This window comes from Streptomyces pyxinicus, from assembly GCF_024753135.1.
GTDB classification, from domain to species: domain Bacteria; phylum Actinomycetota; class Actinomycetes; order Streptomycetales; family Streptomycetaceae; genus Streptomyces; species Streptomyces pyxinicus.
Genome location: NZ_JANUGP010000011.1, coordinates 167,932 through 180,974, shown reverse-complemented (window position 1 = coordinate 180,974; position 13,043 = coordinate 167,932). Strand labels below are relative to the sequence as shown.

The following is a 13,043-nucleotide window of genomic DNA, read 5'->3' as shown; positions in this document are numbered from 1 at the left end:
CGAAGTCGTACGGGCCTCTCGAAGGTCTGAGACCTTCAGGTCAGGTGACCTTCAAGCAAGCGGACTTACTTGACGATCTTGGTGACCTGGCCGGCGCCCACCGTGCGACCACCCTCACGGATGGCGAACTTCAGGCCCTCCTCCATGGCGATGGGCTGGATCAGCGCCACCGACATCTCGGTGTTGTCGCCCGGCATGACCATCTCGGTGCCCTCGGGGAGGGTCACGACGCCGGTCACGTCCGTGGTACGGAAGTAGAACTGCGGGCGGTAGTTGTTGAAGAACGGCGTGTGACGGCCACCCTCGTCCTTGGACAGGATGTACGCCTGAGCCTCGAACTCCGTGTGCGGGGTGACCGAGCCCGGCTTGATGATGACCTGGCCGCGCTCGACGTCCTCGCGCTTGATGCCGCGGAGCAGCAGGCCGACGTTCTCACCGGCCTGGCCCTCGTCGAGCAGCTTGCGGAACATCTCGATACCGGTGACCGTGGTGGTGGTCTTCTCGGTCTTGATGCCGATGATGTCGACGGTCTCGTTGACCTTGAGGATGCCGCGCTCGATACGACCGGTGACGACGGTGCCACGACCGGTGATCGTGAAGACGTCCTCGATCGGCATGAGGAACGGCTTGTCGACGTCGCGCTCCGGCTGCGGGATCGACTCGTCGACGGCCTTCATCAGGTTGAGGACGGAGTCCACCCACTCCTGCTCGCCCTCGAGGGCCTTGAGCGCGGAGACCTTGACGACCGGAACGTCGTCGCCGGGGAACTCGTACTCGGTGAGGAGCTCACGGACCTCGAGCTCGACGAGCTCCAGGATCTCCTCGTCGTCCACCATGTCGGCCTTGTTCAGGGCGACGACGATGTACGGGACGCCGACCTGGCGGGCCAGGAGCACGTGCTCCTTGGTCTGCGGCATCGGGCCGTCGGTGGCGGCGACCACCAGGATCGCGCCGTCCATCTGCGCGGCACCGGTGATCATGTTCTTGATGTAGTCCGCGTGACCCGGGCAGTCGACGTGGGCGTAGTGACGCGCCTCGGTCTGGTACTCGACGTGCGCGATGGAGATGGTGATACCGCGCTGGCGCTCCTCGGGCGCCTTGTCGATGTTGTCGAACGGGGTGGCCTCGTTCAGGTCCGGGTACGCGTCGTGCAGCACCTTGGTAATGGCGGCCGTGAGGGTCGTCTTACCGTGGTCGATGTGACCGATGGTGCCGATGTTGACGTGCGGCTTAGTCCGCTCGAACTTCGCCTTCGCCACTGGGGTCCTCCTGTGGAGTGGTTCTGTACGCCTTACTTCATCGGCGCCAGGTGATCTTTGCTGTAAAGGCCCGGAACCCGGGGGCATTCCGTCCGCGTTCGCGGGGGAATGCCCCTGGAGGCTCCGGAGTCAAGCCTACGGCGTGTGAACGCGGTGCGTTACTCGCCCTTGGCCTTCGCGATGATCTCCTCGGCGACGTTCCGCGGAACCTCGGCGTAGGAGTCGAACTGCATCGAGTAGCTTGCGCGACCCGACGTCTTGCTACGGAGGTCGCCGACGTAGCCGAACATCTCCGACAGGGGCACGAGGCCCTTCACGACGCGGGCACCAGCCCGCTCCTCCATGGCCTGGATCTGGCCACGGCGGGAGTTGATGTCACCGATGACCTCGCCCATGTAGTCCTCGGGCGTGGTGACCTCGACGGCCATCATCGGCTCGAGCAGCACGGGGCTGGCCTTGCGCGCGGCCTCCTTGAAGGCCTGCGAACCGGCGATCTTGAAGGCGAGCTCGGAGGAGTCGACCTCGTGGTAGCCACCGTCGTGGAGGATGACGCGGACGCCGGTCATCTCGTAGCCGGCCAGGATGCCGAACTGCATGGCCTCCTGCGCACCCGCGTCGACCGAAGGGATGTACTCCTTCGGGATGCGGCCACCGGTCACCTTGTTCACGAACTCGTACGAGGTGTCGCCACCCTCAAGCGGCTCGATGCCGATCTGCACCTTCGCGAACTGACCGGTACCACCGGTCTGCTTCTTGTGGGTGTAGTCGACGCGCTCGACGGCCTTGCGGATCGTCTCGCGGTAGGCCACCTGCGGCTTGCCGACGTTGGCCTCGACCTTGAACTCACGGCGCATACGGTCGACCAGCACCTCAAGGTGCAGCTCGCCCATACCACCGATGATGGTCTGGCCGGTCTCCTCGTCCGAGTGGACCTGGAACGACGGGTCCTCCTCGGCCAGGCGCTGGATCGCGACGCCGAGCTTCTCCTGGTCGCCCTTCGACTTGGGCTCGATGGCGACCTGGATGACCGGCGCCGGGAAGTCCATGGACTCCAGGATGACCGGGTTCTTGTCGTCGGACAGCGTCTCACCGGTGGTGGTCTGCTTCAGGCCCATGACGGCGACGATGTCGCCGGCGCCCACCGACTCGATCTCCTCACGCTTGTTGGCGTGCATGCGGTAGATCTTGCCGATGCGCTCCTTCTTGCCCTTGACGGAGTTCAGCACCGCGGTGCCGGACTCCAGGCGGCCCGAGTAGACCCGGACGAAGGTGAGCTTGCCGAGGTGCGGGTCGCTCATGATCTTGAACGCCAGCGCCGAGAGGGGCTCCTCGTCGGACGGCTTGCGCTTGACGACGACCTCGGGGTCCTTGACGTCGTGGCCCTCGATGGCCTCGATGTCGACCGGGGACGGCAGGTAGCGCACGACCGCGTCGAGCAGGGGCTGGACGCCCTTGTTCTTGAACGCGGTACCGCAGAACACCGGGGTCACGGTGGTGCCGGTGCCCTTGCCGGACGCGATGGTGATACGACGGATCGCGGCGTACAGCTGCTCCACGGAAGGCTCCTGGCCCTCCAGGTACAGCTCCATGATCTCTTCGTCGTTCTCGGCCACGGCCTCCAGCAGCTTGCCGCGGTACTCCTCGGCAGCCTCGGTGTGCGTGTCCGGGATGTCGACGGTGTCGTACATCTCGCCCTTGGTGGCCTCGGCGGACCAGACCAGGGCCTTCATCGTCACGAGGTCGATGACGCCCTTGAAGTCGGCCTCGGCACCGATCGGCAGCTGCATCACGATCGGCTGAGCGCCGAGGCGGTCAGAGATCATGTCGACGCAGCGGTGGAACTCGGCACCGGTCCGGTCGAGCTTGTTGACGAAGCAGATGCGCGGGACGCCGTAGCGGTCCGCCTGACGCCACACCGTCTCGGACTGGGGCTCGACACCGGCGACGCCGTCGAACACCGTCACGGCACCGTCGAGCACGCGCAGGGAGCGCTCCACCTCGACGGTGAAGTCGACGTGACCCGGGGTGTCGATGATGTTGATGGTGTGGTCGACGTCTTCGAGCGGCCAGTGACAGGTGGTGGCAGCAGAGGTGATCGTGATGCCACGCTCCTGCTCCTGCTCCATCCAGTCCATGGTGGCAGCGCCGTCGTGGACCTCACCGATCTTGTAGGACACACCGGTGTAGAACAGGATCCGCTCGGTGGTGGTCGTCTTGCCCGCGTCGATGTGGGCCATGATCCCGATGTTGCGGACCTTGGCCAGGTCAAGTGAAGTGGTAGCCATAAGGCTTCAGTCTTCTCTCGGTCTCGATGTGGGTAGCGACTACCAGCGGTAGTGCGCGAAGGCCTTGTTGGACTCGGCCATCTTGTGGGTGTCCTCGCGCTTCTTCACGGCCGCACCGAGGCCGTTCGAGGCGTCGAGAAGCTCGTTGAGGAGACGCTCGGTCATGGTCTTCTCGCGACGGGCGCGGGAGTAACCGACCAGCCAGCGCAGCGCCAGGGTGTTGGCGCGGCCGGGCTTGACCTCGATCGGCACCTGGTAGGTGGCGCCACCGACACGGCGGGACTTGACCTCAAGGGTCGGCTTGATGTTCTCCAGCGCGCGCTTCAGCGTGATGACCGGGTCGTTGCTGGTCTTCTCGCGCAGGCCCTCCATGGCGCCGTACACGATGCGCTCGGCGGTGGAGCGCTTGCCGTTCAGCAGCACCTTGTTGATCAGGGAGGTCACCAGAGGAGAGCCGTAGACCGGGTCGATGATGACCGGGCGCTTCGGGGCGGGGCCCTTACGAGGCATTCTTACTTCTCCTTCTTGGCGCCGTAGCGGCTGCGGGCCTGCTTGCGGTTCTTGACACCCTGGGTGTCAAGGGAACCGCGGATGATCTTGTAGCGAACACCGGGCAGGTCCTTCACACGGCCGCCGCGCACGAGCACGATGGAGTGCTCCTGCAGGTTGTGTCCCTCACCCGGAATGTAAGCGGTGACCTCGATCCCGCTGGTCAGACGCACACGCGCGACCTTACGCAGGGCCGAGTTCGGCTTCTTCGGGGTGGTCGTGAACACACGCGTGCAGACGCCACGACGCTGAGGGGAACCCTCAAGTGCGGGCGTCTTGTTCTTTTCGACCTTGTCCTGCCGGCCCTTGCGGACCAGCTGCTGGATCGTAGGCACTACTTCTCCGGTTTCTGTGTGCCGATGGGTACAGCTAACCTGGAACGTCGCCGACCCACGCGGTCGGGTGTGTCGAATCCGGCAGACCCTCGCCGCCAGGGGCGAGAAGGGCGCGGATCACGGTGGCCGATCACGGCTCACGATGCGGTCTGAAGGCACGCACCAGAGCCAGGGCACACCCCAGGCACAAGGTCTGAGCGTACCTACCTCATTCGCTGCGGTCAAAACAAATGGGCGGGGCCCGGCGACCTGCGGGGACCGGAGCGAGGCCGGAGCCCCCGCCACCCTCTCTGCCATGCGCCGACCCGGGTGTCAAGCACCCTGATCGCGCCACCTATTAGTTCTTGCGAACGACGTGCAGGTGTCTGATAAGTTCGCTGCTAATGGATCGGCCGGTACAAAAAACCGTGACCGTCGTCCAGCCCGCGCCACAAGCGCGTCCATACGGAAAGGACCTACCGAATGAGCCGGGGCTCGTTCCCTGCCGCACCTCCGGAGCCGGATCTGCGGTCCGTGATGCGGCTCTTCCCGACCGGCGTCGCCGTCCTGACCACCGGAGAGGGCGCCGATACCGTCGCCACGACGGTCAACTCCCTGACCTCCGTCACCCTCAGCCCGCCCACCCTCCTGGTGTCCCTGCTGAAGGCCTCCCGGGCACACCTGCTGGCCTCCACCACGGGCGGGTTCCGGCTGCACCTGCTGGCCGGCGAGCAGGAGCCGCTGGCCCGCCTCTTCGCCTCGCAGGCCAAGCCCACCGGCGACGCGCTCGCCTCCCACTTCGACCCCGCCGACCCCGCGGGCCCGGTCCTCACCGGCTCGCTCGCCACCCTGACCTGCACGGTGAGCGCCGTGTACCCCGAGGGCGACCACTGTCTGTTCCTCGGCCGGGTCACGGCGACGCGCGAAAGCGCCGGGAGCCGGGCGGCCCTGCTGTTCCACCACGGCCGTATGACCACGACATGAGCGGCACCGTCCGAGCCGTCCGGGGCGCGACCGGCGTCCGCGCCGACACCCGCCAGGACATCCGCACGGCGACCGAGGACCTGGTCCGCGAACTGCTGGGGCACAACGGCCTGGCGGCCGCCGACGTCGAGGCCCTCTTCTTCACCGTCACACCCGACCTCACCGCCGACATCCCGCCGCTCGTCCTCCAGGAGCGGGGCGTCCTGAACGTGCCGTGCCTGTGCTCCGCCGAACCCCGCTGGGACGGGGAGATGCCGCGGGTGATCCGGGTGATGGCCTTGGTCCACGCGGACCGGGACGCCTCCCTCGAACCCGTCTATCTGTCCGGAGCGGCCGCCACCCGGCCCTGACCGGTTCGCGCGCGGGACCGGGCCGGACGGCGCGCCACGCGCACCCGCCCGCCCTGGCTGTTCCGTCGGCGCCCGTCGGCGTTCCGCCACTGTTTCACCGCTTTTCACTGTTTTCAGGGGGAATTTCATGACCGAAACCGTGCTTGCGGCCTCCGCCGCAGCCGCCGATCCGGCATCCGGCCTCGCTTTGGACGACGCGCTCGCGGCCGTCCGGCGCGCGCTCGGTGACGACCCGGAGCGGATCGTGCGCGCACCCGAGCCCGGCGGGAACGTCTCGGACTTCGCCGGCCGCCTGCTGCCGGCCATGATCCGCCCGGCGCACGCCGGACAGGTGCCGGACGTGGTGCGGGCCTTCGCCCGGCCCGACGCCCCACCGCTGCACGCCGTGTCCACCGGCCGCAACTGGGGCCTCGGTTCCCGGGAGGCCGCGCACGACGGGGCGGTACGACTGGAGCTGGACGGCCTGGACCGCATCCGTGAACTGGACGTCGAGGCGGGTCACGCCGTCGTGGAGCCGGGCGTCACCCAGCTCCGGCTGACGTCGGAGCTGACCGGCGGTCCCCGGATGCTGAACGTCACGGCCTCCTCCGGGCACTCCAGCGTGCTCGGCAACGCCCTGGACCGCGGTGTCGGACTGCGCCGGCAGCGCACCGACGACCTGGTCGGCCTGGAGGTGGTCCTGCCGGACGGCGAGGTGATCCGGGTCGGCTGGTGGCCCGGCGCACGCTCGGCCGGCCTGCCCACGGCCGGACTGGCCCCGAACCCGTACGGCCTCGGCCCCTCCCTGCTGCACCTGTTCACCCAGTCGCCGTTCGGCATCGTCACCGCCGGTGTCGTCCGGCTGCTGCCCCGGCCCGAGGCCCAGCGGGTGCTGCGGCTGGCGTTCGACCGCGACCGGCTGGCCGCCGCCGTCGACGAACTGCGCCACTGGCACGTCCAGGGCCTGGTGCACGGGGTGCTCAAGATCTACGACACCACCTCCGCGACGACCTACGGCACGGCCGGCGGCCCCGGCGGATACCTCACCCACATCGCGCTCGGCGGTACGGCCGCCGTGGCGGACGCGATGACCGGCGAGGTGCGCCGGCGGGCGGACGCCTCCGGGCTGTTCACCTCCTTCGCCCGCTCGGACCAGGAGCCCCCGGCCGCCGACGACGTGGTCGCACGGGTGGTGGAGCACGGCTACGCGGGCAGCGTGGCGCACCACGAGGAGATGCTGCGCTCGGCCGTCGGCCGGGACGCGGAGCTGGTGGACGGCGAGGGAGGCGGCTGGATCTTCTTCCTGCCGCTGGTGCCCTTCACCGGCCGGGACGTGACCGCGGCACTGCGGCTGCTGGACCAGGTGCACGAGGAGACCGGGATACGCCCCGGGGCCACGGTCAACGCGCTGGACGCCGATGTGATCGACCTCGTCGTGTCCCTGCGCTTCCCCCGCGAGGGCACCGGCCCCCGGCAGGCACACGCCGCCCTGGACCGGCTCTACGAGCTGTTCGGCGCCGCCGGCTACCTGCCGTACCGACTGGACGTCGACCACGGCGACTGGGCCGGCCGGCTCACCGACCCCGGAGCCCTCGCCCTCACCCGACGGCTGCGGGACGCCGTCGATCCGCACCGGGTGATCGCCCCCGGCCGCTACGTCTGACCACCGCAGAAAGGCCCGACCAAGCCATGAGCACCACGACCACCGGCACAGCCGTGCCCGCAACCGCCGTGACCGAGACCGCCGTGACCGAGACCAGCGTGCCCCGGACCGCCGACGCGATCCTCGCCCGCGCCCGCGAGCTGCGGCCCCTCCTGCGCGAGAACTCCGCCCGGATCGAGGAGCACCGGCGGCTCCCCGAGGACATCGTCGCGCTGCTGCGCGGCGCCGGGGTGTTCCGCGCCGCCATGCCCCGGGACTGGGGCGGCCCGGAACTGACGTCCATGGAGCAGACCCGGCTGATCGAGACCATCGCCTACGGCGACGTGTCGGCGGCCTGGTGCTCGATGATCGGTATGGATTCCGGCATCTACTCCGGCTTCCTCGACCAGGACGTCGCCCGCCGCCTCTACCCCTCCCTCGACCTGGCCCAGTCCGGGTGGATCTACCCGCAGGGCCGGGCCGAGCGGGTCGAGGGCGGCTACCTGGTCTCGGGCCGCTGGCGGTTCGGCTCCGGCTCCACGCACTGCGATGTGCTCGCGGCCGGCTGCACGGTGCACGAGAACGGCGAGCCCGTCATCGACCCGGCGACCGGCAAGGGGCTGTGGCGCGTGATGCTGGCGCCCCCGCGGTCCTACGAGAGCATCGACACCTGGCACACCACGGGGCTGGCCGGATCGGGCTCGGTGGACTACGAGGTGCGGGACCTGTTCGTGCCACAGGAGCACTCGTTCTCCTTCGCCGAGCCGGTGCGCAAGGGCCCGCTGCACGACGCCCCCGACGCGATCCTGCGCAAGATGGCGGGCATTCCGCTCGGCCTGGGGCGGGCGGCCCTGGATCACGTCCGGGAACTCGCCGCCCAGCGGGTCGACCGGGAGACCGGCACGCCCTGGGCGCGGGATGTGCGGGTGCAGCAGACCGTCGCCGAGCTGGAGATGGAACTGACGGCTGCCCGGGCGGCCGTCTACACCACGCTGGAGCGGCAGTGGACGGCGCTGGAGCGCGGCGCGGAGCGCGGCGCCGACGAGCGGGTGGAGACCGCGCTCGCCCGCTACCACGCCTTCCGCACCGCTCGCCGGATCGTGCACCGCCTCTTCGACCTCGTCGGCGGGGCCTCCGTCTACCGGCGCAGTTCGCCGATGGACCGCTGGCTGCGGGATGCGAACACCATGTGCCAGCACGCCGTCGCCCAGGACTCGATCCTCCAGCTGACCGGCAACGTGCTGCTCGGTGGCCGGTCCTCCTCGCCCTTCTTCTAGACCGTTCCTCTCTCGGATCGGAGTCCCGCCATGACCGAATCCATACGCGTGGTGCTGTTCTCGGAGGTCAACTCCAAGCTCGGCGCCCCCTTCCTCGACATGCTGCACGGCCACCCGCTCGTCGAACTGGCGGCCGTGGTCACCAGCGCACCCGGCCGCACCTGCGGCTACTTCGACGCCGATGCCGACCAGGTGGACCTGGAGCAGCGGGCCACCGCTCTGGGCGTACCCGTGCTGCGCCCGCACGACGTCAACAGCCCCGAGGTCGTGGAGCGGGTGCGCCAACTCGCCCCCGACTACCTGATCGTGGGCAACTTCCAGCGCATCCTGAAGCCGCGACTGCTCGCGACGCCCAAGGTGACCTGCGTCAACTTCCATCCGAGCCCGCTGCCCCGGTACGCCGGCCTCGCGCCCTTCTACTGGATGGTGCGCAACGGCGAGACCGACGGTGCGGTCACCGCCATCGAGATGGCGCCGGGGCTGGACACCGGCGCCATCATCGCCCAGCACCGCACCCCGCTGACCGGCAGGGAGACGGCACTTGAGCTGCGTACCGTCCAGGAGCGGGCCAATGTGCTCATGCTGCTCGACCTGATACCGCAGCTCGTGGAGCGCAGCTTCCCGCGGGTCCCCCAGGACCCGGCCGGGCGTTCGTACTTCTCCCGGCCCGGCGAGGACGACTACCGCCTGGACTTCGCCTGTTCGACGCACGAGGTCTCCTGCCACGTCCGGGCCGGCTACCGGCACCCGGGGGCCTTCGCCGTGACCACGGCCGGTGAGCGCGTGCCGGTGCTGTCGGTCGACGCGGCGGTGCCGCAGGAGCTGCCGACTGCCGCCCCGGGCACCGTGCGCCGGGTCGGCGCCCGTCTCTTCGTGGCGTGCCGGGACGGCTGGCTCCGGCTGCTGACCGTCGAACGGGACGGCCAGGAGGTGCCCGCGCAGGCGCATCCGGCGCTGACGGACGGCCAGTCGCTCTCCGCCTCCGCGCTGCAGTCCACCTGAGATCCCGAGAACGCCCGAGAGCCCCAGATCCCGAGAAAGAGAGCATCCGATGTCGCTGCTGGAGCAGCAGAACACCGACAAGCCCCCCATCGTGCGCAAGGTGCTGCACGTCCCCGCCGGGCAGGGGCCGTCGGTGTGGCTGAACGGGGACGTCTACTCCGTCAAGGTCGGCCACGAGGAGTCGGCCGGCTCTCTGGCCGTGCTGGAGGCGTCGGTGCCGCCCGGCGGCGGCCCGCCACTGCACGACCACCGGCACGAGGACGAGGCGTTCTACCTCATCGAGGGCGAACTGGAGATCTACGCCGACGGCGAGACGTACCAGGTGCGGGCCGGGGACTTCGTGTTCGTGCCGCGCGGGACGGTGCACGGCTTCCGGAACACCGGTCTGCACCCGGCCAAGCAGCTGCTGCTGTTCACGCCCGGCGGCTTCGAGCGGTTCTTCCTGGAGGCCGGCAAGGAGGCGGTGCGGGGCGAGGACATCCCGGTGTTCGACCCGGCGGACAATCCCCGCGCCAAGGAGATCGCCGAGCAGTACGGCTCGTACCAGGCGTGAGCGCCGGCCGAGCAGGGACCGAACAGGGACGAGGAGACACGGAGAACCGATGAGCGAGCAGTTGAGCGGCAAGGTCGCCCTGGTCACCGGCGGAAGCCGGGGCATCGGGGCCGCCATCGCGCTGCGGCTGGCCGAGGACGGGGCCGACGTGGCCCTGACCTACCGGTCGGGCGCCGGGGCGGCGGCGGCCGTCGCGGACCGCATCCGCGAGAAGACGGGGCGCCGGGTGCTCGCCCTCCAGGCGGACGCCGAGGACGCCGAGGCCGTCGAGAGGGCGGTGGAGGAGACCGTCCGTGAGCTGGGACGGCTGGACGTCCTCGTCAACAACGCCGGGGTGTACGACCCGGACCTGCACGGGATCGAGCAGGTGCCGGTCGAGACGGTGGACCGCATTCTCGCGGTGAACACCCGGGCGCCGCTGCTCGCCGCCCGGGCGGCGGCGCGGCACCTGCCCGAGGGCGGCCGGATCGTCAACATCGGTTCCTGCCTGGGCGAGCGGGTGCCCTCGGCCGGTTTCGCGGCGTACGCGGCCAGCAAGGCGGCGATCACCGGGCTGACCAAGGGGCTGGCACGGGACCTCGGGCCGCGCGGCATCACCGTCAACGAGGTCGCGCCGGGTGCCACGGACACCGACATGAACCCGGCGGACGGTCCGAACGCCGCCCACCAGAAGGGTCAGTCGCCGCTCGGCCGGTACGGCCAGGCCGAGGAGATCGCCGCCGCGGTGGCCTACCTGGCCTCTCCCTCGGCCGGCTACACCAATGGCGCCCGGCTGGGCGTGGACGGCGGCAGCACGGTCTGACCGCCCCCCGTGACCGCGGGTCCGGTCCCGCACATCCCCCGCCGGGACCGGACCCGCGCCGCTTTTGAGTCGGTCATTCCATAACTGCTACCATGCCGGACATGGGCCGACCACGACAGTTCGACGAGGACAGGGCCGTAGAGGCGGCGTGCCGCGTCTTCTGGACCAAGGGCTACGAGGCCACGTCCACCCAGGACCTGTGCGAGGCCACCGGGCTCGGCCGCAGCAGCATCTACAACACCTTCAAGTCCAAGAACGACCTGTTCCGCCGGGCGCTGTCACACTACGTCGACACGATGACCGCCCGGCAGATCGAGGTGCTCGGCGAGGAGGGCCCCAGCGCGCTGGAGCGCCTGGAGTCCTTCCTGACCGTGATTCTGGACGGCGAGATGGAGAACCGGCGTGACGGCTACGGCTCCGGCTGCTTCACCGTCAACACCATCACCAGCCTGGCCGCCAACGACCCGCACATCGCCGCGATCCTGGAGAAGGACCTGCAGCGGCGGCTGTTCTCGCTGCGGACCGTCGTCGAACAGGGCAGGCGGGACGGATCGGTCACCTCGGACCGCCCGGCCGAGGGACTCGCCTGGTACCTGACCTCCGTGATCTCGGGAATGCGGGTGGCCGCGCAGTCCGGCGCGGACCGGCCGGTCCTGGACCAGGTCGCCCGCACGGGCCTGGACGCCCTGCGGGCCGGCGCGACCGTCTGAGCATTCCCGCCCCCGCTCTCCGGCGGACTCGGGGGCGACGCACGCGCCAATTTTGTACAGATCAGTCCAATAAACGCAACAGCACGACACCACCCACACACCGACCGAGGAGCCCCCTCCATGCCCAAGTCCGTCTATCTGATGGCCCTTGGCATCTTCGCCATGGTCACCAGCGAGTTCCTGGTCGGCGGCCTGATGCCGCAGATCGCCGATGATCTGCACGTCTCCATCCCCCAGGTCGGCTATCTGATCACGGCGTTCGCACTCGCCATGGCGGTCGGCGGCCCCTTCGCCACGGTCGCCGTCCTCAAGCTCCGGCCCAAGGCCGCGCTGCTCACCCTGTTCGTCGTGTTCCTGGTCGGCAACGTGCTGGCCGGGGTCGCCACCACCTACTGGCTGATGCTGGTGGCCCGCCTGATCACCGGCACCGCCTCCGCCGCCTTCTTCGGTGTGTCCCTCTCCGTCGTCGCCCAGATCACCACACCGGAGCTGCGCGGCCGGGCCACCGGAGTGGCCATGCAGGGCCTGATGGTCGGCACCCTGCTCGGACTGCCGCTGTCCACCCTGATCGGCGAGCGGTGGGGCTGGCGGGCCGGCTTCGTGGCCGTCGGCGTCATCACCGTGATCGCCGCCGTGGCGACCATGGCCGCCGTACCCCCGCTCGGCCACGCCGAGGACGCCGGGGACGTACGGGAGGAGCTGGCCGCCTTCCGCAGCGGCCGGCTGTGGTTCGTCCTCAGCACCTCCACGCTCATCATCGGCGCCACCTTCGCCGCCTTCTCGTACTTCACGCCCATCCTGACCGACGTCACCGGCTTCTCCCGGGGCATCGTGCCACTGCTGCTGCTGGCGTACGGCGCCGCCACCGTGATCGGCAACGCCGTGGTCGCCCGGTTCGCCGACACCCACACCATCCGGGTCCTGGCCCTCGGCGTCTCGCTCAACATCGTGTTCCTGGTCTGCTTCGCCCTGCTCGCCGACGTCAAGGCGCCGGCCCTGGCCGCCATGATGGGGATCGGCCTCGTCGGGGTCACCATGAACCCCGCGATGATCAGCCGGGTCCAGCGCACCGCCAACGCCCGCCCGCTGGTCAACACCGTGCACTCCTCGTGCATCACCCTGGGCGTGGTCATCGGCTCCTGGCTCGGCGGCCTCGGCATCGGCGGCTACGGTCTGCGCGCCCCCCTGTGGCTGGGCGCGGTCCTCGCCGTCGCCGCCCTGCTGACCCTGCTGCCCGACCTCGCCGCCCTGCGCCGGCCCGCCCCGGCACCGGCCCCGGACCGCGAGGTGCAACCCGCCCGCTGACGTCCCCCGCACACGCCGAAGGGCGGCCACCC

13 protein-coding genes are annotated in these 13,043 nt (G+C 69.8%); 9 read left to right on the top strand and 4 right to left on the bottom strand.

The features are described 5' to 3' along the window. Window positions 1–65: 65 nt before the first annotated feature. The 4 genes from tuf to rpsL all read right to left on the bottom strand — a co-directional run bounded on the left by tuf (window position 66) and on the right by rpsL (window position 4,428). Window positions 66–1,259 carry an elongation factor Tu gene (gene tuf / locus NX794_RS17335; RefSeq protein ID WP_258779459.1) on the bottom strand — a complete coding sequence of 398 codons (1,194 nt, stop codon included), beginning with the start codon at window positions 1,257–1,259 and terminating at the stop codon, window positions 66–68. A 158-nt stretch (window positions 1,260–1,417) separates the two neighbouring features. Further along, window positions 1,418–3,544, bottom strand: a complete 2,127-nt coding sequence (gene fusA, locus NX794_RS17330) for an elongation factor G (protein WP_258779458.1) — start codon at window positions 3,542–3,544, stop codon at window positions 1,418–1,420. Window positions 3,545–3,583: 39 nt separating this feature from the next. Next, complete coding sequence (rpsG, locus tag NX794_RS17325; RefSeq protein WP_005481264.1) at window positions 3,584–4,054, bottom strand: 30S ribosomal protein S7; 471 nt, start codon at window positions 4,052–4,054, stop codon at window positions 3,584–3,586. 2 nt (window positions 4,055–4,056) lie between these two features. Further along, window positions 4,057–4,428 carry a 30S ribosomal protein S12 gene (rpsL, locus tag NX794_RS17320; protein WP_003948652.1) on the bottom strand — a complete coding sequence of 124 codons (372 nt, stop codon included), beginning with the start codon at window positions 4,426–4,428 and terminating at the stop codon, window positions 4,057–4,059. Between the two features lie 462 nt (window positions 4,429–4,890). Here rpsL and NX794_RS17315 point away from each other — a divergent pair, with 462 nt between their 5' ends. The 9 genes from NX794_RS17315 to NX794_RS17275 all read left to right on the top strand — a co-directional run bounded on the left by NX794_RS17315 (window position 4,891) and on the right by NX794_RS17275 (window position 13,011). Continuing rightward, window positions 4,891–5,391 (top strand): flavin reductase family protein, encoded by a 501-nt coding sequence (locus NX794_RS17315; RefSeq protein ID WP_258779457.1) that lies wholly within the window; start codon window positions 4,891–4,893, stop codon window positions 5,389–5,391. After that, window positions 5,388–5,741, top strand: coding sequence for a chorismate mutase (gene aroH / locus NX794_RS17310; RefSeq protein WP_258779456.1), 354 nt, complete (start codon window positions 5,388–5,390; stop codon window positions 5,739–5,741). Before NX794_RS17315 ends, aroH begins: the two co-directional genes overlap by 4 nt. Before the next feature lie 127 nt (window positions 5,742–5,868). Beyond that, window positions 5,869–7,383 carry an FAD-binding oxidoreductase gene (locus NX794_RS17305; RefSeq protein ID WP_258779455.1) on the top strand — a complete coding sequence of 505 codons (1,515 nt, stop codon included), beginning with the start codon at window positions 5,869–5,871 and terminating at the stop codon, window positions 7,381–7,383. A gap of 26 nt (window positions 7,384–7,409) precedes the next feature. Further along, window positions 7,410–8,639, top strand: a complete 1,230-nt coding sequence (locus NX794_RS17300; RefSeq protein WP_258779454.1) for an acyl-CoA dehydrogenase family protein — start codon at window positions 7,410–7,412, stop codon at window positions 8,637–8,639. A 30-nt stretch (window positions 8,640–8,669) separates the two neighbouring features. After that, the gene (locus NX794_RS17295; protein ID WP_258779453.1) at window positions 8,670–9,641 is read left to right on the top strand and encodes a methionyl-tRNA formyltransferase; all 972 of its coding nucleotides are present in this window, start codon (window positions 8,670–8,672) and stop codon (window positions 9,639–9,641) included. 49 nt (window positions 9,642–9,690) lie between these two features. Continuing rightward, window positions 9,691–10,194, top strand: a complete 504-nt coding sequence (locus NX794_RS17290; RefSeq protein ID WP_258779452.1) for a quercetin 2,3-dioxygenase — start codon at window positions 9,691–9,693, stop codon at window positions 10,192–10,194. Between the two features lie 49 nt (window positions 10,195–10,243). Then, window positions 10,244–10,996 (top strand): SDR family oxidoreductase, encoded by a 753-nt coding sequence (locus NX794_RS17285; RefSeq protein WP_258779451.1) that lies wholly within the window; start codon window positions 10,244–10,246, stop codon window positions 10,994–10,996. Window positions 10,997–11,097: 101 nt separating this feature from the next. Then, a complete protein-coding gene (locus NX794_RS17280) occupies window positions 11,098–11,706 on the top strand; it encodes a TetR/AcrR family transcriptional regulator (protein WP_258779450.1) in 609 nt (202 codons plus the stop codon). A gap of 120 nt (window positions 11,707–11,826) precedes the next feature. Continuing rightward, on the top strand, window positions 11,827–13,011 hold the full coding sequence (locus NX794_RS17275; RefSeq protein WP_258779449.1) for an MFS transporter: 1,185 nt from the start codon (window positions 11,827–11,829) through the stop codon (window positions 13,009–13,011). Window positions 13,012–13,043 lie beyond the last annotated feature (32 nt).